Source organism: Salipiger marinus (assembly GCF_900100085.1).
GTDB classification, from domain to species: Bacteria; Pseudomonadota; Alphaproteobacteria; order Rhodobacterales; family Rhodobacteraceae; genus Salipiger; species Salipiger marinus.
Genome location: NZ_FNEJ01000001.1, coordinates 38982 through 59087 on the forward strand (window position 1 = coordinate 38982; position 20106 = coordinate 59087).

Genomic DNA, 20106 nt, shown 5'->3' on the forward strand with positions numbered 1-20106 from the left:
CCCTCAGCGGTCCTGCATGCCCTTGCCCGCAAGGATGCGCGGCGCCCATCGGGCAATGCGCGCCCGCCGCGTGTCGGCCTGTTTCGCCTGTCCAAAATGCAGGATATAGCCACGCCGCCGCCCCGGGGTCAGCGCGTCAAAGGCCGCGGCCAAGGCCGGATCCTGCGCCAGCGCCTCGGTCAGTTCTTCGGGCAGATCCAGATCGTCCTTGGCAAAGGTCACGCGGCGCCCTTCGGCCTCCAGAGCCACCGCCTCGGCCAGATAGCGTTGCAGCACGTCGGCCAAGGGCGCCACCTGCGCCAGATCGGTCAGGACCACCATGCGGGAGGATCGGGAATTTTCCCCCGGCGCCACCAGAATCCCCTCCGGATCGGTGAGCAGCACGCCCTTGAAGAAGGACAGGCCGAACCGCCCCTTCATTCCCCACAGGATCGCGACATTGCCGCCATGCGCGGTATAGCAGGGCTGTTTCCACTTGAGGGTCTCGGTCACCGGTCCCGCGCGCAGGATCGCGCGCAGGTGGCGCAGCTCTGTCTCCCACGGGGCCGCCCCCGCGAAGAAGGCCTCCAGGCGGGCCTCCTCCTCGGTCATTGTTCGGTCAGCTTCAGTTCGATCCGCCGGTTCTGGGCGCGGGCCTCCGCCGTGTCCTCGGTATTCACCGGCTGGAACTGCCCGAACCCGTTGGCGGCCAGCCGCTGCGGCGGAATGCCAAGGTAATCGACCATATAGCGCACCACCGACAGCGCGCGGGCCTGACTCAGCTCCCAGTTGTCGCGGAAGGGCGCGCCAAGGCGCAGCGGCGTGTCGTCGGTATGGCCATCGACGCGCAGCACCCAGTCGATGCCTTCGGGGATGTCCTCGGCGATGGCGCGGATGATCCCGGCGATCTTGGCGATCTCCGCCTCACCCGCGGGCGAAAGGTCTGCGCCCCCCGGCGGGAACAGCACTTCGGAGGAGAACACGAACCGGTCGCCCTCGATGCGGATGCCTTCCTGCGCGCCCACCACGTCGCGCAGACGGCCAAAGAATTCCGAACGGTAGCGTTCCAGATCCTGCGCCTCGGCCTCCAGCCGCTTGCGCTCGGCCTCTTCCAGCTGGCGGCGGCGGCGTTCCTCGGCAGCGGCACGGGCCAGCGCGGCGTTCAGATCGGTGCCCAGCGACTGCAGCTGCACCTGCGCCTGCACGTCTTTCTCGCGCGATTCGTCCAGAAGCCCCTGCAGCTGCGACAGCTGGGTGCGCAAGGCCGCCATCTGCTGGTTCAGAAGTTCGGTCTGGCGCTGTGCCGCGTCGGTCTCCGCCTCGCTGTCGGCCAGTTCGGACCGCGCCTGCGCCAGCAGCGCCTGCCGTTCCGCCGCCCGGTCGCGGGTCTGCGCCAGATCGGCCTCGGCGGCGGCGCGGGCGGCAAGCGCTGCGGTCAGACGGTCGCGCACCTCGTCGGCGGTCAGTTCCACCTCGCTGCGGGCGGCCTGCGCCTCGGCCAGATCGGCCTCGGCCTCGGCCTGCGCCGCGCGGGCCTGTTCAAGATCGGCGCGCAGTTCGTCGGACTGGTCGGCGGCAAGGGCTGCGGCCAGCCGCGCGTTCAGATCACCTTCGGCCTCGCGCGCGGCGGCAAGCAGCGTCAGCGTTTCTTCGGCGCGGCGGCGTTCATCCTCCAGCGCCATGGTCATGGCGGTCAGTTCGGTGTCGGCGTTTTCCAGACGGGCGCGCAGGGCGGCGGCGGCCTCGGCCTCGGCCAGACGCTGCGCCTCTTCCTCGGTGAGCTCGGCTTCAAGCTCCGACACCTGCGCCGACAGACCGCCCATCTGCGCCTCCTGATCGGCACTGCGGGCGCGCAGATCAGCCACCAGCGCCTCCAGCGCCTCGCGGCGGGCGGCGGCAAGCCGGGCGGCTTCGGTCTGGGCATCCATTTCGCTGCGGGTAGAGGCCAGCGCCGCATCAAGGCTGTCGCGATCCTCGGCCAGCGTGTCCCGTTCGGCGGCGAGCTGGTTGCGCGTCTGCGCCAGATCATCGCGTTCCGAAATCAGCGCGGCGACCTGCGCCTCGAAATCGCTGATGCGGCCCTGCGCCTCGGTCAGGTCGGCGGCCTGCCGGTCGCGGGTGGCGGTCAGCGACGCGATCAGCGACTGCTGCTCGGCCAGCTGCGCCTCGGTGTCCGACAGGGTGGATTCCAGCTCTCCAAGCTGGGCGTTCAGTTCGGAATTGCGCCGCTCCTGCAGCCCCAGCGCCTGCGCCAGCGCCGCCACCTCCCCCGACAGCGAGGACAGCTGCGTTTCCTGCCCGGTGATGGTTTCACGCAGCGCAAACTGGATGACCATGAAGATGGTCAGCACGAACATCAGCACCAGCAGCAGCCCGGTCATGGCATCGACAAAGCCGGGCCAGATATTGGCCTGCAACCGTGCTCCGCTGCGCCGGGACAGGGCCATGGCTTAACCCTCGGTTCCGCCAGAGCGGGCGGGGCCGGGCCGCACCGGGCGGATCGGCGTGGCGCCCGGCTGCGGCGTGCGTCCGATCTGGGCGATGGTGCGGGTCAGGGTGGCCAGATCGGTGCGCAGTTCCGCCATGCTTTCCTGCCGACCGGCGGCGATTTCCTCGAGAATGCGCAGCATCTGCACGTCGATCGACCGCAGGCGCATCCGGCTTTCGGCATCCAACCCCTCGGTGCTTTCGCGGCTTTCCAGCACGTCGATCAGGCGTTCCTGCCCTTCGGCGATGCGCGCCAGCGAATTGGACGACGGCGCCGTCGCCTCGATCCGTTCGGTCATCCGTTCCAGCGAATCCGCCAGCTGCCCCAGCCGCAGCTCGATATCCATGCGGCCCTGTTCGGTTTCGGCAAAAAGCGCGGTCATCCGCTCCATCTGCTCGGTCATCTTGTCCAGCACCAGACCGATGACCCCGGCCTCGCCGCCGCCCTCGCCATCGCCCGAGGAAAAGCTGAGCTTGGTGATGGAGCTGAGCCATTCTTCCAGCTCGCGGTAAAACCGGTTCTGGCCATGGCCCGCGAACAGTTCCAGCAGGCCCACCACCAGCGATCCGGTCAGACCGAGCAGCGAGGAGGCAAAGGCCACGCCCATGCCGCCCAGCTGGCCCTCAAGCCCGCTCATCAGCCGCGAAAAGGTCTGCACCCCGGTCTCGCCCTCCTGCGGGGCAAGGCTGCGGATCGTGTCGACCAGCGCAGGCACCGTGGTGGCCAGACCGTAAAACGTGCCCAGAAGCCCCAGAAAGATCAGCAGCGACACGATATAGCGGGTGATTTCCCGCGCCTCGTCGATCCGCTGCGCCACCGAATCAAGGATCGACCGGGTGGAGGTGGTGGTGATCTGCAGCCGCCGGTCGCGGCTGCGCAGCAAGGCCGCCAGCGGCGCCAGCAGGCGCGGCGCCTGCCCGGTGTCCTGACCGGCGGCGAATTTTTCGATCCAGCGCACCGACTGGATCAGCTGCGCGGCCTGAAAGAAGCAGGCCAGCACGCCCAGCCCGAAGACCAGAAGGATGAACCCGTTCAGATAGGGGTTCGATTGAAACACGGGCAGCACCCGGGGCAGCGCCAGCACGGCGCCAGCCGCCGACAGGCCGAGCACGGCCAGCATCAGAAGGATCTGGCGGATCGGCTGGCTGAAATGGGCCTCGGCCTCGAGGTCGCGTCGGTCCATTAGGGACACCTGACTTAAGCGGTAATTCGCCTGAAACCCTAGAGGTTTGCCCCGGTCAAGCCAAGCCGTTATCCACCAGATGCCGAACACGGCCCGCCAACCAGTGCAGTTCGGCATCGGGGATGCCCAGATGGTCCAGATGTGCGGCAGTATTCCACAGATACTCGCGGTTCGGTCCGCGCCCGCCGATGGCCTGCGCGATGATCCGCGCCTGATCTTCCAGATCCAGCCCGCCGCAATACTGCACGTGATCGGCATCGATCACATAAGTTACCGCCTCGACCTTGCGCCCGTCGCGCAGGGTCAGCGGCAGCCGCGCCTCCAGATAGGCGGCGGAGACCAGTTCGCGGTCGCGCAGATAGGCCAGCGTCGCCTCTTCGGTGCCCGGCGCGGCGCGCAGCGCCAGCCCGTCGCAGACGGCCCCCGGTTCGGCATCCAGCGCCAGCACCAGCCCCGGCGCCTCTGGCGTGCCGCGATGATGGATCGACCGCATGCAGAAGCTGCGGCGATAGCCGGGCAGGCTGGCATGCACCTGCTCGGCCACGGCAAAGCCGGGATTCCACAGCAGCGAGCCATAGCCAAAGATCCAAAGCGCCATCGTTCTGGTCCTTTCCGAATGGCGGCTGTAAACACCAACTCGTTTGTGCAGAAAAGGGGCCGCCGCATGAAACATCTTGCCATTGCGGTGATCGCCGCGGCGCTGCTGTGGTCCGGGGTCTGGGTCTGGGCCGCCATGGCCGAACGCCGCGCCGTCACCGACTGGGCCGAGGCGCGCCGCACTGCCGGGGCCGAGGTCAGCTATGCCGATCTGAGCGTGCGCGGCTTTCCCAACCGCATCGACACCAGCTTCACCGATCTGCGGCTGGCCGATCCGCAGGCGGGCTATGTCTGGCAGGCGCCGTTTTTCCAGTCCTTCCGCATGGTCTATAATGCCGGGCACCGCATCTTTGCCTTTGCCCCCGACCAGACCGTGACCGGACCCGAGGGCGAGACCACGATCACCTCCGACGGGCTGCGCGCCAGTCTGGTGCAGGAGGAGGGCGAGGTGCTGCGCGCCAATCTGGAGGCGCGGGTGCTGAACCTTGGCGGCGCGCACCGCCTTGCGCTGGCCGGGATGACGGCGGCGCTGGTCCGGCAGCAGGGCACGGCCTATCATCTGGGGCTGGCCGCCGATGCGGCAGCGCTGCCCGAGGCCGCGCTGACCGGCGCGCTGCGGCTGGACGGGGTGGTGACGCTGGATGCGGCGCTGGCTCCCGGTCTGGCGGAGCGCCCGCAGCTGACCCATGTGGATCTGCGGCTCGCCGAATACACGCTGGGCGATATGGCGCTGCGGCTGACCGGCGCGGCAGAGGTGGATGCCGAAGGCCGGATGGACGGTCAGGTGACGGTGCGCGCCGACAACTGGCGGGCGCTGCTGGCGCTGGCGCGCGACAGCGGCCAGATCCCCGCCGCCATGGCCGAGGTGCTGGAGGAGGCCCTGACGCTGGCCACCAGTTTCACCGCCACGCCGGACCGGCTGGATCTGCCGCTGACGCTGGACAGGGGCATGGCGCGGCTGGGTCCGATCCCGCTCGGCGAGGCTCCGCGCCTGCGCTTCTGACCGCTTGCCCTGCTGCGGGGGTTTCGGCAGTCTGCCCGCATGAAGCTGCTCGCCCTCCCGCTTGTTCTGGCCGCAGGCACCGCGCTGGCCGAAGCCCCCGAGGCGGGCGCCACGGCGGCGCGCGCCTTTCTGGACGGCGAGGCGGCGGCGCTCTGGGACCGGATGACCCCGGATCTGCAGGCGGTTCTGGGCACGCCACAGGCGCTGCGCGATCTGCGCACCGATCTGGCGGCGGCCTTCGGCACCGAAACGGCGCTGCTGTCCACAGAGACCCGGACCGAAGGCGCGGCACAGGTCTTTGACCGCCGCTCCGCATGGTCGGGATCGGATCAGCCGCTGCAGATCCTCGTGTCGCTGGACAGTGCCGGGCGGGTGGCGGGGTTTCTGGTCCGCCCCGTTCCCCAGCCCGCCGACAGCCCCTATCTGGCCTACCGCACCAAGGCCGATCTGCACCTGCCCGTCACCGGCGACTGGCAGGTGGTCTGGGGCGGGCGCAGCATCGACCAGAATTATCACGCCGCCGACCCGGGCCAGCGGTTTGCGCTGGATCTTCTGGTGATGCGGGACGGCGCCAGCCATGACGGCGATCCCGCACGGCGCGACAGCTATCACTGCTGGGACCAGCCCATCCTCGCCCCCGCCCCGGGCGTGGTGCTGCGGGCGGAGGACGGGCTGCCCGACCAGCCCATCGGCAGCACCGAGGCCCGGCGCCCGCTTGGCAACCATGTGGTGCTGGATCTGGGCACCGGCGAATATGCCTTTCTCGCCCATCTGCGGCAGGGCAGCGTGGCGGTCGCCCCCGGCGCGGAGGTGACGCGCGGCCAGAGGCTGGGCCGCTGCGGCAACAGCGGCAACAGCACGGAGCCGCATCTGCACCTGCATCTGCAGACCACGCCCGAACTGGGCCGGGGCTTTGGCCTGCCCGCGCAGTTTCAGGACTATGTCGCCGATGGCGCCGTCGTGGCGCGCGGCGAACCGGAGCGGGGACAGACCATCCGCCCGGCCCCCTGACGCAGCCCCCTTGCCAGAGCGGCGGAACAGCGAAAGACTGATGCCATGCCCGACGCCCTGTCCCATCGCATCGAAACCCGCCGCGACGCGCTGATCGCGCTGACGCAGGCGCTGATCCGCATTCCCACGCTGAACCCGCCCGGCCAGCATTACCGCGAGATCTGCGACCTGCTGCAGGCACGGCTGGCCGCGCGCGGCTTTGACACCACGCTGATCCGTGCCGAAGGCGCGCCGGGGGACAGCGACAGGTATCCGCGCTGGAACCTCGTGGCCCGGCACGAAGGGCCGCGCCCCGGCCCCTGCGTGCATTTCAATTCGCATCACGACGTGGTCGAACTGGGGGCGGGCTGGACCCGCGATCCCTTTGCCGCAGATCTGGAGGGCGACCGCATCTACGGGCGCGGCGCCTGCGACATGAAGGGCGGGCTTGCCGCCTCGGTCATCGCGGTCGAGGCATTTCTGGACCAGCACCCCGGCTATTGCGGCGCCATCGAACTCAGCGCCACCGCCGACGAGGAAACCGGCGGCTATGGCGGCGTGGCGCATCTGGCACAGCAGGGCTGGTTCGCGCCCGAGCGGGTGCAGCATGTCATCATTCCCGAACCGCTGGACAAGCACCGCATCTGCCTTGGCCATCGCGGCGGCTGGTGGGCCGAGATCGAGACCAAGGGCGAGATCGCGCATGGATCCATGCCTTTTCTGGGCGACTGTGCGGTGCGCCATATGGGCGCGGTGCTTTCAGCCTTCGAGGAGCACCTCTTTCCCGCCATGGCGCAGCGCCGCACCGACATGCCGGTGGTGCCCGAGGGCGCGCGCAGTTCCACCATGAACATCAATTCGATCCATGGCGGCCAGCCAGACCATCACGACGGCCTGCCCGCCCATTGCGTGCCCGACAGCTGCCGCATCGTCATCGACCGCCGCTTCCTGATGGAGGAAACCGTGGAGGGCGTGCGCGCCGAAATCGTGGCGCTGCTGGAGGATCTGAAAACCCGCCGCCCCGATTTCGACTATGAACTGCGCGAACTGAACCGCGTGCTGCCTTCGATGACCGACCGCACAGCCCCCGTCGTCACCACGGTCGCCGCCGCCATCACCGAAATGCTGGGGGTTGATCCGTCCTATGTCGCCTCGCCGGGCAGCTACGACCAGAAACATATCGACCGGATCGGGCGGCTGAAAAACTGCATCGCCTATGGTCCCGGCGTGCTGGAACTGGCGCATAAGCCCGATGAATGGATCGGCGTGACCGACATGCTCGACAGCGCCCGCGTCATGGGCCGCAGCCTCGAAAAGATCCTGCTGGCCTGATCCGCCCCTGCCCCGCGCCCCGCTTCGGCACGGTCACGCCTGCCTCCGGCGGGGATATTTTGGGTCAGAAGAAGCAGCTTGAACTTCTTCTGACCCAAAATATCCCGGGGGCGCGGGGGCAGCGCCCCCGCTGCTCCGCTCAGCCGACCGCGATATTGTCGATCAGCCGCACGCCCCCCAGCCAAGCCGCCGCCAGCAGGCGGGCCGGAGGACCGGCGCGGTCCAGCGGCGCCAGATCCCGCGCCGCGCGCAGGTCCAGATACTCCACCCGGTCAAAGCCCGCCTCCTGCAGCGCGGCCTCGGCAGCGGGACGCAGATCCGCAAGCGCCGCGCCCTGCCCCAGATCTGCCGCCATGCCGGTCAGCACCCGGTAAAGCGTGGCGGCGGCGGCGCGGGTTTCGGAGGGCAGCCGCATATTGCGCGAGGACATGGCCAGCCCGTCGGGTTCGCGCACCGTCGGACAGGGCACCACCTCCACCGGCAGATCGAGATCGGCGGCCATGCGCGTGACCACCTGCAGCTGCTGGTAGTCCTTTTCGCCAAAATAGGCCCGGTCGGCGCCGGTCTGGGCAAAAAGCTTCGCCACAACCGTGGTCACGCCGTCGAAATGGCCGGGCCGGTGCGCGCCGCACAGGCCCTCGGTCAGCCCGGTCACGGAGACTTTGGTGGCAAAACCTTCGGGGTAAATCTCCTCCGGGGCGGGCACGTAGATGACATCCACCGCCAAGGGCGCAAGCTTGACCGCGTCCGCCTCTTCGGTGCGCGGATAGCCCGCCAGATCAGCGGGGTTGTTGAACTGCGCGGGGTTGACGAAGATCGTCACGATCACCCGGTCGCAGGCGGCCTTTGCCGCCTCCACAAGGCTCAGATGCCCCGCATGCAGCGCGCCCATGGTCGGCACCACGCCCACGCTCTGCCCCGCGCGTTTCCACGCGGTGACGCAGCGGCGCAGGTCGGCGCGGGTCCGGATCAGCGCGGTCATTGCGCGCCTCCGGCGGGGGTCGTGTCGGCGAAGACATGTTCGGGGCCGGGGAAACTGCGCTCGCGCACCTCGGCGGCATATTCCTCGATCGCGGCCTCGGCCTGATGGCCCAGCGACGCATAGCGTTTCACGAATTTCGGGCGGAAGGCGGTGAACAGTCCCAGCATGTCATCGACCACGAGGATCTGCCCGTCACATCCCGCCGAAGCCCCGATGCCGATGGTGGGGATCGGCACCTGCTGCGTGACCTGATCGGCCAGCGCGGCGGGCAGCTTTTCCAGCACCACGGCAAAGGCCCCGGCTTCGGCCACGGCGCGGGCATCGGCCAGCAGCCGGTCCGCCGCAGCCCCGCGGCCCTGCACCTTGTAGCCGCCCAGCGTGTTGATGCTTTGCGGGGTCAGCCCGACATGCGCCATCACCGGCACGCCGCGCGCCACCAGAAAGGCGATCGTGTCGGCCATGGCCACGCCGCCTTCCAGCTTCACCGCAGCGCAGCCGGTTTCCGCCATAAGCCGGGCGGCATTGGCAAAGGCCTGCTGCGGGCTTTGTTCGTAGCTGCCGAAGGGCATGTCCACCACCATCATCGCCCGGCGCAGCCCGCGGCGCACCGCCTGACCGTGCAGGATCATCATCTCCATCGTGACGCCAAGGGTGGAGGACAGGCCGTGCAGCACCATGCCGACGGAATCGCCCACCAGCACGAAATCGCAATGCGGATCCATCAGCTCGGCCATGGGGGTGGTGTAGGCGGTCAGGCTGACCAGCGGCACGCCGCCCTTGCGGGCGCGGATGTCATCGGGCAGCGGCGCGGTCTTTTTCGCGGTCGCGCTCATGGACGTCTCCTCTCGTTCACAAGGCTGGCGCGGTCTAGCAGCCTTGCCGCCGCTGCGCCAGTCGCAATGCCGCGCCAGATCTTGCACGCGCAGCAGATTTGCGCGCAGACTGGCCCCGTCCCATTAGGAGAGAGCCCATGTCCCGCCTCCGCCTGTCGCTTGCCGCCCTGCTGCTTGCGGGCACCGCCGCCAGCGCCCAGCAGACCGACCTGACCATCGCGCTGCAGCTGGAACCGCCGCATCTGGATCCGACCTCCGCCGCGGCGGGGGCCATCGATTCCGTGCTTTACAGCAACGTGTTCGAGGGGCTGACGCGCTTTGCCGAGGATGGATCGGTCCAGCCCGGTCTGGCCGAGCGGTGGGAGATTTCCGGCGAGGGCACGCTTTACACCTTTCACCTGCGGCCCGGCGTCACCTTCCATGACGGCACAGCCATGGATGCGGAGGATGTGAAGTTCACGCTGGACCGCGCCCGGGCCGACGACAGCCAGAACGCGCAGAAGGCGCTGTTTGCGGGCATCTCCGAGGTGCGGGTGGTCGATCCGCAGACCGTCGAGGTGCAGCTTGCAGCCCCCGATGGCGGCTTTCTGTTCAACATGGCATGGGGAGATGCGGTGATCGTCGCCCCCGAAAGCATCGAGGGCATCAAGCAGGCGCCGGTGGGCACCGGGCCCTTCCGCTTTGACGCTTGGGTGCAGGGCGACCGGATCGAGCTGGTGCGCAACCCCGACTACTGGGGCACCGCCCCCGCGCTGGAGCGCGCGACCTTCCGCTTCATCTCTGATCCCACCGCCGCGTTCTCGGCAATGATGGCGCAGGACATCGACGCCTTCGCGGGCTTCCCCGCCCCGGAAAACCTGCCGATGTTCGACGCCGATCCGCGGTTTCAGGTGCTGGTGGGCAGCACCGAGGGCGAGACCATCCTTGCCATGAACAACCGCGAGGCGCCCTTTACCGATCCGCGCGTGCGCGAGGCGGTGGCCCATGCCATTGACCGGCAGGCGATCATCGACGGTGCCATGTTCGGGCTGGGCACGCCCATCGGCACGCATTTTGCCCCGCACAATCCCGATTACACCGACCTGACCAGTCTTTCCGCCCATGATCCCGAACGCGCCCGCGCGCTGCTGGCCGAGGCGGGGCTGGCCGACGGGTTCAGCACCACGCTGAAGCTGCCGCCGCCCTCTTACGCGCGGCGCGGCGGCGAGATCGTCGCGGCGCAGCTGCGCGCCGTGGGGATCGAGACAGAGATCACCACGCTGGAATGGGCGCAATGGCTGGAGGAGGTGTTCCGCGCCGGGGATTTTGGCCTGACCGTCATCAGCCATACCGAACCCATGGACATCAACATCTATGCCCGGCCCGACTATTATTTCGGCTATGACAGCGCCGAGTTCCGTGCGCTGATCGACGAGCTGACCGCCACCACCGATCCCGCCGCCCGGTCCGACCTGCTGCGCCGCGCGCAGGAACGGATCGCGCAGGATTACGTCAACGCCTATCTGTTCCAGCTGGCCTTTCCCACCGTGGCGGATGCGCGGCTGCGCGGGCTCTGGACCAACATGCCGACGCAGGCCACCGATCTGACGCAGGTGCGCTGGACGGAATGACGGCCTAGCGGCCAGCCGGACGCGGGGGGCGCAGCGACAGCGCCACGCCCCCCAGCACCAAGAGCGCGGCCAGCACGAAGCGCAGGGTCAGCGCCTCGCCCAGCAGGACCATGCCGCCCGCCATGGCCAGCACCGGCACGGTCAGCTGCGCCACCGCCGCCACCGATCCGGGGATGCGCGGCAGCACCGAATACCAGAGCGCATAGCCCAGCCCCGAGGTAACGGCGCCGGAGATGACCGCCAGCCCCAGCGCGCCGGGGCTGACGCGGACAGGCAGACCCGGCCCCGCCAGCTGCAGCGCCACGCCCACAGCTGCGGCAAGGATCATCGTGGCGCTGGCCGACATCAGCGCGTCCTGCGCGCCGCGCCCCGCCAGCGAATAGATGCCCCAGCCGATCCCGGCCAGCGCCATGGCCCCGGCATGCCAGAGGCTGAGCGGCGCCGCCCCCCCCGGCCAGAGCAGCCAGAGCAGCCCGGCAAAGGCCAGCGCCGCCCCGGTCCAGCGCCGCGCGGGCACCACCTCGCCGCCCAAGAGGCTGCCCGCAAACATCGTGACCTGCACCATGCCGAACAGCAGCAGCGCGCCCAGCCCCGCCTCCAGCCCGGAATAGGCGGCGGAAAACCCGTAAATATAGAGCACGAGCCCGATCACCCCGGCCAGCCGCCCGCGCCCGCCGAAGCGCAGCCCGCCGCGCAGCAGCAGGGCCAGAACCGTCAGCATCGCCGCCCCCGCCAGCAGCCGCAGCGTGCCAAAGCTGACGGCATCGATGCCGCCGCCGCTCAGCGCCGCGCGGTTCAGCAGCGAATTGGCGGCAAAAGCCAGCATGGTGACGCAGATCAGCAGACCGAGACGCCCGGCAGGTTGCGGCTCAGGCGACAAGCCGCGCGGCCTTTTTCAGATCGACCGACACCAGCTGCGACACGCCCTGTTCCTGCATGGTCACGCCATAAAGCCGGTCCATGCGCGCCATGGTCACCGCATGGTGGGTGATGATGAGAAAGCGCGTGTCGGTGCGGCGGCACATCTCGTCCAAGAGATCGCAGAAGCGGGTGACGTTGGCATCGTCCAGCGGCGCGTCCACCTCGTCCAGCACGCAGATCGGCGCGGGATTGGCAAGGAAGACCGCAAAGATCAGCGCCAGCGCGGTCAGCGTCTGTTCGCCCCCCGACAGCAGCGACAGGGTGGACAGTTTCTTGCCCGGCGGCTGGCAGAGGATCTCGAGCCCGGCTTCCAGCGGATCGTCGGATTCCACCATCACCAGATTGGCTTCGCCGCCGTTGAACAGATGGGTGAACAGCATCCGGAAATTGCTGTTCACCTGCTCGAACGCGGTCAGCAGCCGTTCCCGCCCCTCGCGGTTGAGCGAGGCAATGCCCGCGCGCAGGGTGCGGATCGCCTCTTCCAGATCCTGCTTTTCGCTGACCAGCGTGTCATGCTCGCCCTTGACCTCGCGCGCGTCCTCTTCGGCGCGCAGGTTCACCGCCCCCAGCGCGTCGCGCTGGCGCTTGAGCCGGTTCACATCCGCCTCGATCTCGTCCAGCCCCGGCATCGCGTCGGGATCGCCCCCCAGCCGCTCCAGCAGCTGCGCGGGCGTTGTCTCCTGTTCTTCGGTGATGCGCTGCGCCGCCTGCTCCGCCGCCTCGCGCGCGGCTTCCAGCCGGGCCTCGGCGCGGGCGCGGGCCTCGCGCGCCTCCGACGCGCTGCGTTCGGCGTCGCGTTCGGCGGCGATGGCGCTGCGCGTCGCGGTCTCGGCCTCGGCCAGCCGGTCAGAGGCCAGCGCCTTGCGCTCCTCCGCCGTGGCGATGGACTCGCCCAGTTCCTCGCGCTTGGCCGCCAGATCGCCGGGCAGGGCCGCAGCCTCGTGCAGCTCCTCCTCGGTGGCGGCGCGGCGGTCGGCCAGTTCGGTGCTGCGGCGCGCGGCGGTTTCCAGCCGGTGCCGCCAGCTTGCCAGATCCTTCTCCACCTGCGCGGCGCGCGCGGTGCGGGCCTCGCCTTCGCGGCGCAGTTCGTCATGGGCGGAGCGGCGGGTCATCATGGTCATGCGCGCCGCCTCGACCGTCATGCGCACGTCCTCGGCCAGCGCGCGCGCCTCCTCCAGACTGCCCAGCCCGGCCAGCGCGCCCTCCGCCTCCTGCACCTGCGAGGCGGCGGTGGTCGCCTCGTCCTCGTGCCGGGTCACCGCCATGGCAAGGCTGTCAAGCTTGCCCTCGGCCATGTTGCGGTCCGCCTCGGCGCGGCTGGCGGCGCGGGTGGCCTCGTTCAGCTGCTGGTCGGCGTCGCGCCGGGCCTCGCGCGCGGCCTTGTCGGCGCGGGTCAGATCGGCCAGCCGGGCCGCGCGCGCCTCATGCGCGGCGCGCAGATCCTCGACCTGCGCCTCGGCCTCGGCGCTGTCGCGGCGCAGCGCCTCCAGCCGGTTCATCTGTTCCAGCCGCAGCGCCGCCGCCGAGGGCGCATCCCCCGCCCCGGCGCGGAACCCGTCCCAGCGCCACAGATCGCCGTCGCGGCTGACCAGCCGCTGGCCCGGACACAGCAGCGGCTGCAAGGCCGCGCCCTGATCCGCCGCCACCAGCCCCACCTGCCCCATGCGCCGCATCAGCACGCCGGGCACGGTGACATGCGCAGACAGCGGCGCCACCCCGTCCGGCAGCGCCTGCGGCGCGTCATAATCCGGCAGTTCCGCCCAGCCGGATCCGCCATCGGTGCCGATTTCCGGCGCGCGCAGATCATCGGCCAGCGCGGCGCCAAGCGCCTTTTCATAACCCTGCGCCACGGTCAGCCGGTCAAGGATCTGGCCGCCTTCGGTCCCGTCCCGGTCCAGCAGCCGCGACAGCGCGCCCACCTCGGCGCGAAGCGCGGCAAACACGCCCTCGGCCTCCGACCGTTCGGCGCGGGCCTCCGCCTCGGCGGTCTGGGCATCGGCGCGGGCCTCGTCGGCGGCCTGCAGCCGCTCCTCGCAGCGCTGCGCCTGCTCTTCGGCGGCAGCGGCGCGGGCATGGGCTTCGGTCAGCGCGGCGCTGGCGGCGGCAAGCGTCGCCTTCGCCTCGGCCATGGCGTCGCGGGCGCGCTGCGCCTCGGCCTCGTGGCGGTCCAGCGTGCGGCGCAGATCGGTCAGGTAGCGGTGCGCGGACTGGTGCCGGGCGGCAAGCCGCGCCACATCCTCGGTCTGCTGCCCCAGCGCCGCCTCGCGGTCCTGCAGCACAAAGGCCGCCTCGCGCGCGGTCTCGGCGGCCTCGGCCAGCCGGTCGCCATGGCCCTCCCCCGCCGCCGCGATCTCCTCCGCCTCCCGCTCCAGCCGGGTGATGGTGTCGCCCGCGTCGTGGTTGAGCCCCGCCTCGCGGTCCATGTCATGGCTCAGCTGGTCGATGCGGCGGCGCAGCGCGGCGATGGTTTCGGCGGCGCGGGCCTCCTGATCGGCCAGCGCGTCGCGCTGCACGATCAGCCGCTGCAGGATGGCGGCGGCAATCGCTTCCTCCTCGCGCAGCGCGGGCAGCGCCGCGTCGCTCTCCTGCCGCAGCCGGGCGGCGGTGCGGGCGGCGGCTTCGGCCTGCGCGGCCTCGGTCACGCGGGCGCGCAGCGCGCTGTCGGCCAGCAGCCGGGCGGCATCGGCCTCGCGCCAGCGGCGGTACAGCAGCAGCCCCTCGGCCCGGCGCAGGTCCGCCCCGATGGCGCGATAGCGGGCCGCCTGTTTCGCCTGACGGTCAAGCTGCGCCATCTGGCCCGCCAGCTGCTCCACCACATCATCGACGCGCAGCAGGTTGGCTTCGGTGCTGTTGAGCCGCAGTTCCGCCTCGTGGCGGCGCTGGTAAAGGCCGGAAATGCCTGCCGCTTCTTCCAGAATGCGGCGGCGGCTTTTCGGCTTGGCGTTGATGAGTTCGGCAATCTGGCCCTGCCGCACCAGCGCGGGCGAATGCGCCCCCGTGGAGGCATCGGCGAACAGCATCTGGATGTCGCGCGCCCGCACCTCCTTGGAATTGGCCTTGTAGGCCGATCCCACGTCGCGGGTGATGCGGCGGACGATCTCGATCTGGTCGACATCGTTGAAGCCAGCAGGCGCCAGCCGGTCGGCATTGTCGATGGTCAGCGCCACCTCGGCGAAGTTGCGGGCGGGCCGGGTCGCGGCCCCGGCAAAGATCACATCCTCCATGCCTGCGCCGCGCATCGCCTTGGCGCGGGTTTCGCCCATCACCCAGCGCAGCGCTTCCAGCAGGTTGGACTTGCCGCAGCCATTCGGACCCACCACGCCGGTCAGCCCCTCGGAAATCACGAGGTCGGTGGGATCAACGAAGCTTTTGAAGCCCGTCAGCCGGAGACGAGAGAAGCGCACCTGAACTGCCTTTGATTCTGAGTTGTTTCCGAATGTGCCGGTCGGCATGGTCTTTAGTCAAACGGATTGGCCCGCATATGGCGGGGCTGCGCCGATTGTCCACAAGATATTGCGGAACTTTGGCACGGACACAGCCGCTTGACCCTGGCCCGGACGCCGCCATATCCCATTGGATCGCCAAAGGAAACCGCCATGCCCCTAGAGATTCGCACCGTCTCTGCCCGTGATCCGCAGATCCTCGCCCTGCTGCAGGCCAGCCATGCGCTGATGGATCACCTGTTCCCGCCGGAGGAGAATTTTGCGCTGGACGTGGACGCGCTCTGCGCGCCGCAGATCACGCTTTGCGCGGCGGTGCAGGATGGCGCGGCACTTGGCTGCGCGGCCCTGTCGCGGCAGGCGGGCTATGCCGAGGTGAAGTCCATGTTCGTGGCGCCCGAGGCGCGCGGGCTGGGGGTGGCGCGGCGGCTGCTGGCGCATCTGGAGGATCTGGCGCGGCAGGAGGGCATTCCGCTGCTGCGGCTGGAAACCGGCGACAAGCTCGCCGCCGCCGTGGCGCTTTATGACCGGATGGGTTTTGTCCGCTGCGGGCCGTTCGGCGGCTATGTCGCCAACAGCTCCAGCCTGTTTTACGAGAAGCCGCTGACATAGCGATTGCAATTTGACGAAAACGTGATCACTTGACGCCAAACAGCGTCGAGGAACAGATGAAGTCAAATATCCTGCTGGTCGCGCTTCTGGCGCTGACCGCCTGCGCCGGGGCAGAAATCACCACACCGCCGGTCATGATCGTGCCGAAGGTTCCGGCCAATGCCGTGGGCGTTGATGTCTATGCCAAGGACCGCGCGCGGGGCAATCCGGTGCCGCGCTTCCGGGGCCAGAAGACGGTGCAGGTGCGCACCCGGGGCAAAGGCGAAAGCAGCAGCCACACGGAACTGAGCGGCGTGCCCTGCACCATGGACAGCGGGCTGTATTCCGCCAGTTTCGTGACCCCCGCCAATATCGTGGTGCCGGATTACGGCCCCAATTCGCCCGCGCTGTTCGTGCGCTGCGTCGTGGCAGAGCGGTCGGGTTCGGCGACGGTGACCGCCATCAACATGACGGCGCAGCAGCGCCAGAGCTCTGCCGCCGGAACCGGGCTGCTGGGGGCGATCATCATCGGCGCGGTGGCGGCGGCCCACAACAATCCGGAAAAGGACGATTTCGCCTATCCCGCGATCAACGTGACGCTGCGCTGACCGACGCAGAAGGCCGGGGCGGCTTAGGGATCGCAGCCCGCCCCCGCCATCCGTTCGAGCATCGCGCAAGCGGTGCCACGCCGTCTGGGCTGCGCGGGCACGCGCTGACCGTCACAGGCCAGCCCGATGCGCAGCACCGACGGATCGCCGGTGATCCAGTCCGCCGTGCAGCCCGAGACCTGTTCGGCGGCGATTCCCGCCCTGCGGCTGATCTGCGCATAGTTCGGGTATTCGATGCTGGTGCGGATCGCCTCTGCCATGCCATCCTCGCGCAGGCGCAGGTCGAACCGGGTGCCCTCCACCTCGACCGACCGCGCGGGAAGCCCGCCAAAGCCGGGACCGGCCGTGTCACAGCCCAGAACCAGCAGCACAAGAAGAAGAACCAGATGTCTCATGGCGCCAGACTGCGCGGGGACGGGTTAAGGTGCCGTTAACAGCCGTCCGCCCCGCGACAGTCTGGCGCGGGAACCGGAGCTGCTGTCAGCCGTTGAGCCCTTAGACCGGAGAAACGTCATGACCCATCATCCCGACCCCACCCCGCAGAGACCGCGCCGCCGCCCCGACTGGCGCTGGACGCTGGCACTGGGGCTGCTGCTGATCCTTGGCGGGATCGTGGCGCTGCTGAACCCCTTCGCCGCCTCGCTGACCGCCGTGGCGATCGCCGCTGTCGTGTTCATGCTGGCGGGGGTGCTGCAGCTGTGGATCGCCTTCAATGGCGGCGGCGAAACCGGCGGGCGCGTGGCGCTTGGCCTGCTGGGCCTGCTGATCCTCGCCTTCGGCGTGTCTCTGATGGCCAACCCGCTTGCCGGGCTGCTGTCGCTGACGCTGCTGGTGGGGCTGTTCTTTGTCGGCACCGGGGTGGTGCGGCTGTGGATCGGGCTGAGCCTGCGGACCCGGCCCGGCTGGGGCTGGCTGGCGGGATCAGGTGCCGTGTCGCTGGCGCTGGGGCTGATGATCCTTGTCTTCCTGCCGGAAGCGGCGCCCGGTCTGCTGGGCCTGTTCCTTGGCGTCGATCTGCTGACCTCGGGCGCCGGGGCCACCGCGCTGGCGCTGCATCTGCGCCACGGCTGACGATCAGAAGCTGACCTCCACCCCCGGCAGGCGCAGCGTGCGGACCAGATCGCGCAGTTCCTGCCGGGCCGCCACGTTGGAGATGTTGAGCTGCCCCACGCCCACATCCTTGAGATCCAGCAGCGTCAGCCCGCGCGGGAAAAGTTCGCGAAAGATCACCCGTTCGGAAAAGCCCGGCGCGATCCGAAAGCCGATGCGTTTCGACAGGCGGGCCAGCGCCTTTTCCATCTTCATCTTGTTGACCATGTTCTGCGGCCCGAGGCGGTTGCGCAGCACCACCCAGTCGATGGGCCGCAGCCCCGCCTGCGCGCGCAGCTGCCGCGCCGACCAGACCATTTCCGAATAGACCGACGGGCCGAGGATGGTTTCACCATCGCTGTCGATCCGGGCCAGCAGGTCGAAATCCACAAAACTGTCGTTGAGCGGCGTCACCAGCGTGTCGGCCAGCGAATGCGCCACCTGAGTGAGCCGGGTATGCGAGCCGGGGCAGTCGATCAGCACATAATCCGACCGCGCCTCCAGATCCGCCATGGCGCGGGACAGGCGGTGGTCAAAGGCGTTCTCGCCGGGCGGCAGCGTCTCGGGCGCCACCTCGGGCAGCTCCAGATAATCCGGGCCGGGCAGCGTCAGCCCCTCTGACTGCAGGTATTTGCGGCGGTTCTCGACATAGCGGCCCAGACTGCGCTGGCGCAGATCCAGATCCAGCACCCCCACACGGTACCCCATGCGCGCCAGCGCCGTGGCCACATGCATGGAAACGGTGGATTTCCCGGCCCCACCCTTTTCGTTGCCGACAACGATGATATGCGCCACGTGCCCCCCTTTGCCTGCCACCCCGGACGGGTCACAGCGCCCTTGCGCCGCCACGCTAGCCGGGGGGATGCCGCAGGAAAAGCGCGAAGGCCCCCCGCCCTGCCCCCGTGGCGCGGGCGTTGCGCTGCTGCCGCAACCCGCAGGCCCAAACGGCAAAGGCCCGGCGCGGGGCCGGGCCTTTGACAAAATCTTTGGGGGGCCGGATCAGTGCAGCTTGGCACCGACCTGCGTGATCGAGTCGTCCAGCATCCGGGACTGATCCTCGGCGCTCATCTGACGGGCGATGACATCGCGCGCGGCAGCCACGGCCACGACGATCGCCTGATCGCGCACGGCCTTGATGGCGGCAGCTTCCGCCGACGCGATCTGTCCTTCGGCCGACGCAAGACGGCGGGCGATGGACACATCCAGATCCTTGCGGGCCTGTTCGGCAGCGGCTTCCGCATCGATGCGGGCCTGCGCCACGATCTTGTCGGCCTGCTCCTGCACTTCGCGCTGCTTGCGCTCGTAGGAGGCCAGCAGGGTCTGGGCTTCTTCCCGCAGGGCGCGGGCTTCTTCCAGATCGCTGCGGATGCCTGCGGCGCGCTTGTCCAGCTGACCGGTCAGCATCTGCGGCACCTTGAAGTAAACGAGCACCCCAAGGAACAGCAGGAAGCCAAGCAGCACCACAAAATCGGTGTTGCGCAGCGAGAAGAACGGGCCGGAGGCCGCCAGCGCGGGGCTGGCCAGCAGGGTTCCGAGCGCGCTTAGGGAAAGCAGCTTGCGCATGGGATCAGCCTTTCATCCGGTTGGCGACAGCGTCGGAAATCATGGCCTGATCAGCGGACTGACCAAGGGCTGCCACGATGGCTTCGGCGGTGTCGCGGGCGACGATCTCGACGTTCTCCAGCGACGAGGCGCGGATTTCGGCAAGCGCGCGCTCCGACTCTGCCGTCTTGTCGGCGATGCGGGCATCGGCCTCTGCGATGGCGGCATCAAGCTGTGCCTTGATGTCGTCGCGGGTTTTCTGTGCGATGGCCTGAGCTTCCGCCCGGGCATCGGCAAGGGCCTTTTCATAAGCCGCTTCAGCGTCGCGCGCCTGGCGCTTCAGCTCTTCGGCGGCGGAAAGGTCGTTGGTGATGGTGCCCTGACGCTCGGCCAGAACGGAGGCAATCCGCGGCAGCGCGATGCGCGACAGGATGAAGAAGATGACCAGCAGCGTGATGAGCAGCCAGACGATCTGGTTGGGCATCCAATCCACGCAAAGCTGCGGCATCCCGATGGCGGAGCCATTGGAATCGACGCAGACACCGGCCATTTCTTCCATGATGGGTTCGACTGCCATAGCGTCCTCCGTCGGAACGTTGTCTTTACTGAGGGCGGCCCGTCATGACGGGGCCGCCCTCTGCGTAAGGATAAGCCCGAAGGATCAGACGGCGAACATCAGCAGAAGCGCGACGAGGAACGAGAAGATCCCAAGTGCTTCCGCGAACGCGATGCCGATGAAGAGGGTTGCGGTCTGCGACGCAGCCGCGGAGGGGTTGCGCAGCGCACCGGCGAGGAAGTTTGCGGCAACGTTGCCGACGCCGAGGGCGGCCAAGCCCGAGCCGAAGCCAGCGAGGCCGGCACCGATGAACTGACCGAGGTTTGCGAGTTCGCCTTCCATATTGATCTCTCCTTACGATG

Annotated in this window: 20 protein-coding genes; 7 read left to right on the top strand and 13 right to left on the bottom strand. The window is 69.1% G+C overall.

The features are described 5' to 3' along the window. Window positions 1–3 precede the first annotated feature (3 nt). The 4 genes from BLR51_RS00195 to BLR51_RS00210 are packed head-to-tail and all read right to left on the bottom strand — an operon-like array spanning window position 4 to window position 4248. Complete coding sequence (locus BLR51_RS00195; RefSeq protein WP_089841856.1) at window positions 4–591, bottom strand: YdeI/OmpD-associated family protein; 588 nt, start codon at window positions 589–591, stop codon at window positions 4–6. Continuing rightward, window positions 588–2426 (bottom strand): peptidoglycan -binding protein, encoded by a 1839-nt coding sequence (locus BLR51_RS00200; RefSeq protein WP_089841859.1) that lies wholly within the window; start codon window positions 2424–2426, stop codon window positions 588–590. Before BLR51_RS00200 ends, BLR51_RS00195 begins: the two co-directional genes overlap by 4 nt. A 3-nt stretch (window positions 2427–2429) precedes the next feature. Then, window positions 2430–3650, bottom strand: a complete 1221-nt coding sequence (locus BLR51_RS00205; protein WP_089841863.1) for a biopolymer transporter ExbB — start codon at window positions 3648–3650, stop codon at window positions 2430–2432. A gap of 55 nt (window positions 3651–3705) precedes the next feature. Next, entirely contained in the window at window positions 3706–4248 is a 543-nt protein-coding gene (locus tag BLR51_RS00210) for a gamma-glutamylcyclotransferase (protein ID WP_089841866.1), read from the bottom strand. Window positions 4249–4314: 66 nt separating this feature from the next. Between BLR51_RS00210 and BLR51_RS00215 the strand changes: the two genes are divergently transcribed. Genes BLR51_RS00215 through BLR51_RS00225 form a run of 3 tightly spaced genes read left to right on the top strand, consistent with a single transcriptional unit; the run spans window position 4315 to window position 7572 of the window. Further along, window positions 4315–5250 (top strand): DUF2125 domain-containing protein, encoded by a 936-nt coding sequence (locus BLR51_RS00215; RefSeq protein ID WP_089841869.1) that lies wholly within the window; start codon window positions 4315–4317, stop codon window positions 5248–5250. Between the two features lie 39 nt (window positions 5251–5289). Further along, a complete protein-coding gene (locus BLR51_RS00220; RefSeq protein WP_089841872.1) occupies window positions 5290–6261 on the top strand; it encodes a M23 family metallopeptidase in 972 nt (323 codons plus the stop codon). A 45-nt stretch (window positions 6262–6306) separates the two neighbouring features. Then, window positions 6307–7572, top strand: coding sequence for an acetylornithine deacetylase/succinyl-diaminopimelate desuccinylase family protein (locus tag BLR51_RS00225; RefSeq protein ID WP_089841876.1), 1266 nt, complete (start codon window positions 6307–6309; stop codon window positions 7570–7572). 139 nt (window positions 7573–7711) lie between these two features. On the opposite strand, the gene panC is transcribed toward BLR51_RS00225, so the two are convergent. Both panC and panB read right to left on the bottom strand, forming a co-directional pair. After that, entirely contained in the window at window positions 7712–8554 is an 843-nt protein-coding gene (gene panC, locus BLR51_RS00230) for a pantoate--beta-alanine ligase (RefSeq protein ID WP_089841879.1), read from the bottom strand. After that, window positions 8551–9387, bottom strand: coding sequence for a 3-methyl-2-oxobutanoate hydroxymethyltransferase (gene panB / locus BLR51_RS00235; RefSeq protein ID WP_089841883.1), 837 nt, complete (start codon window positions 9385–9387; stop codon window positions 8551–8553). The genes panC and panB overlap by 4 nt, the downstream gene beginning before the upstream one ends. A gap of 137 nt (window positions 9388–9524) precedes the next feature. On the opposite strand from panB, the gene BLR51_RS00240 reads away from it, so the two are divergent. Next, on the top strand, window positions 9525–10997 hold the full coding sequence (locus BLR51_RS00240) for an ABC transporter substrate-binding protein (protein WP_089841886.1): 1473 nt from the start codon (window positions 9525–9527) through the stop codon (window positions 10995–10997). A gap of 4 nt (window positions 10998–11001) precedes the next feature. On the opposite strand, the gene BLR51_RS00245 is transcribed toward BLR51_RS00240, so the two are convergent. Together BLR51_RS00245 and BLR51_RS00250 are read right to left on the bottom strand one after the other, a co-directional pair. Further along, window positions 11002–11823 carry a DMT family transporter gene (locus BLR51_RS00245; protein WP_089842942.1) on the bottom strand — a complete coding sequence of 274 codons (822 nt, stop codon included), beginning with the start codon at window positions 11821–11823 and terminating at the stop codon, window positions 11002–11004. Window positions 11824–11866: 43 nt separating this feature from the next. Further along, the gene (locus BLR51_RS00250; protein ID WP_089841888.1) at window positions 11867–15322 is read right to left on the bottom strand and encodes a chromosome segregation SMC family protein; all 3456 of its coding nucleotides are present in this window, start codon (window positions 15320–15322) and stop codon (window positions 11867–11869) included. 192 nt (window positions 15323–15514) lie between these two features. Between BLR51_RS00250 and BLR51_RS00255 the strand changes: the two genes are divergently transcribed. Then, window positions 15515–15970: a GNAT family N-acetyltransferase gene (locus tag BLR51_RS00255; protein WP_089841891.1), complete on the top strand. Its 456-nt coding sequence runs from the start codon at window positions 15515–15517 to the stop codon at window positions 15968–15970. A 56-nt stretch (window positions 15971–16026) separates the two neighbouring features. Then, window positions 16027–16557: a hypothetical protein gene (locus BLR51_RS00260; protein WP_089841894.1), complete on the top strand. Its 531-nt coding sequence runs from the start codon at window positions 16027–16029 to the stop codon at window positions 16555–16557. A gap of 23 nt (window positions 16558–16580) precedes the next feature. Here BLR51_RS00260 and BLR51_RS00265 read toward each other — a convergent pair whose 3' ends face one another. Beyond that, window positions 16581–16952, bottom strand: coding sequence for a hypothetical protein (locus tag BLR51_RS00265; RefSeq protein ID WP_089841897.1), 372 nt, complete (start codon window positions 16950–16952; stop codon window positions 16581–16583). Between the two features lie 118 nt (window positions 16953–17070). Between BLR51_RS00265 and BLR51_RS00270 the strand changes: the two genes are divergently transcribed. After that, window positions 17071–17628: an HdeD family acid-resistance protein gene (locus BLR51_RS00270; protein WP_089841901.1), complete on the top strand. Its 558-nt coding sequence runs from the start codon at window positions 17071–17073 to the stop codon at window positions 17626–17628. 3 nt (window positions 17629–17631) lie between these two features. Here the strand turns inward: BLR51_RS00270 and BLR51_RS00275 are convergent, their stop codons facing one another. The 4 genes from BLR51_RS00275 to BLR51_RS00290 all read right to left on the bottom strand — a co-directional run bounded on the left by BLR51_RS00275 (window position 17632) and on the right by BLR51_RS00290 (window position 20086). Further along, window positions 17632–18441: a division plane positioning ATPase MipZ gene (locus BLR51_RS00275; RefSeq protein ID WP_089841904.1), complete on the bottom strand. Its 810-nt coding sequence runs from the start codon at window positions 18439–18441 to the stop codon at window positions 17632–17634. Window positions 18442–18645: 204 nt separating this feature from the next. Beyond that, the gene (locus BLR51_RS00280) at window positions 18646–19209 is read right to left on the bottom strand and encodes a F0F1 ATP synthase subunit B (RefSeq protein WP_089841908.1); all 564 of its coding nucleotides are present in this window, start codon (window positions 19207–19209) and stop codon (window positions 18646–18648) included. Window positions 19210–19213: 4 nt separating this feature from the next. Then, window positions 19214–19765 (bottom strand): F0F1 ATP synthase subunit B', encoded by a 552-nt coding sequence (locus BLR51_RS00285; RefSeq protein ID WP_089841911.1) that lies wholly within the window; start codon window positions 19763–19765, stop codon window positions 19214–19216. 84 nt (window positions 19766–19849) lie between these two features. Next, window positions 19850–20086, bottom strand: coding sequence for a F0F1 ATP synthase subunit C (locus BLR51_RS00290; protein ID WP_089841915.1), 237 nt, complete (start codon window positions 20084–20086; stop codon window positions 19850–19852). Between the last annotated feature and the right edge of the window lie 20 nt (window positions 20087–20106).

What these genes read in the sequence shown, in the direction of transcription:
- BLR51_RS00195 (WP_089841856.1), bottom strand. Translation starts at nt 591, where the DNA reads ATGACCGAGGAGGAGGCCCGCCTGGAGGCCTTCTTCGCGGGGGCGGCC.
- BLR51_RS00200 (WP_089841859.1), bottom strand. Translation starts at nt 2,426, where the DNA reads ATGGCCCTGTCCCGGCGCAGCGGAGCACGGTTGCAGGCCAATATCTGG.
- BLR51_RS00205 (WP_089841863.1), bottom strand. Translation starts at nt 3,650, where the DNA reads ATGGACCGACGCGACCTCGAGGCCGAGGCCCATTTCAGCCAGCCGATC.
- BLR51_RS00210 (WP_089841866.1), bottom strand. Translation starts at nt 4,248, where the DNA reads ATGGCGCTTTGGATCTTTGGCTATGGCTCGCTGCTGTGGAATCCCGGC.
- BLR51_RS00215 (WP_089841869.1), top strand. Translation starts at nt 4,315, where the DNA reads ATGAAACATCTTGCCATTGCGGTGATCGCCGCGGCGCTGCTGTGGTCC.
- BLR51_RS00220 (WP_089841872.1), top strand. Translation starts at nt 5,290, where the DNA reads ATGAAGCTGCTCGCCCTCCCGCTTGTTCTGGCCGCAGGCACCGCGCTG.
- BLR51_RS00225 (WP_089841876.1), top strand. Translation starts at nt 6,307, where the DNA reads ATGCCCGACGCCCTGTCCCATCGCATCGAAACCCGCCGCGACGCGCTG.
- panC (WP_089841879.1), bottom strand. Translation starts at nt 8,554, where the DNA reads ATGACCGCGCTGATCCGGACCCGCGCCGACCTGCGCCGCTGCGTCACC.
- panB (WP_089841883.1), bottom strand. Translation starts at nt 9,387, where the DNA reads ATGAGCGCGACCGCGAAAAAGACCGCGCCGCTGCCCGATGACATCCGC.
- BLR51_RS00240 (WP_089841886.1), top strand. Translation starts at nt 9,525, where the DNA reads ATGTCCCGCCTCCGCCTGTCGCTTGCCGCCCTGCTGCTTGCGGGCACC.
- BLR51_RS00245 (WP_089842942.1), bottom strand. Translation starts at nt 11,823, where the DNA reads ATGCTGGCTTTTGCCGCCAATTCGCTGCTGAACCGCGCGGCGCTGAGC.
- BLR51_RS00255 (WP_089841891.1), top strand. Translation starts at nt 15,515, where the DNA reads ATGCCCCTAGAGATTCGCACCGTCTCTGCCCGTGATCCGCAGATCCTC.
- BLR51_RS00260 (WP_089841894.1), top strand. Translation starts at nt 16,027, where the DNA reads ATGAAGTCAAATATCCTGCTGGTCGCGCTTCTGGCGCTGACCGCCTGC.
- BLR51_RS00265 (WP_089841897.1), bottom strand. Translation starts at nt 16,952, where the DNA reads ATGAGACATCTGGTTCTTCTTCTTGTGCTGCTGGTTCTGGGCTGTGAC.
- BLR51_RS00270 (WP_089841901.1), top strand. Translation starts at nt 17,071, where the DNA reads ATGACCCATCATCCCGACCCCACCCCGCAGAGACCGCGCCGCCGCCCC.
- BLR51_RS00280 (WP_089841908.1), bottom strand. Translation starts at nt 19,209, where the DNA reads ATGCGCAAGCTGCTTTCCCTAAGCGCGCTCGGAACCCTGCTGGCCAGC.
- BLR51_RS00285 (WP_089841911.1), bottom strand. Translation starts at nt 19,765, where the DNA reads ATGGCAGTCGAACCCATCATGGAAGAAATGGCCGGTGTCTGCGTCGAT.
- BLR51_RS00290 (WP_089841915.1), bottom strand. Translation starts at nt 20,086, where the DNA reads ATGGAAGGCGAACTCGCAAACCTCGGTCAGTTCATCGGTGCCGGCCTC.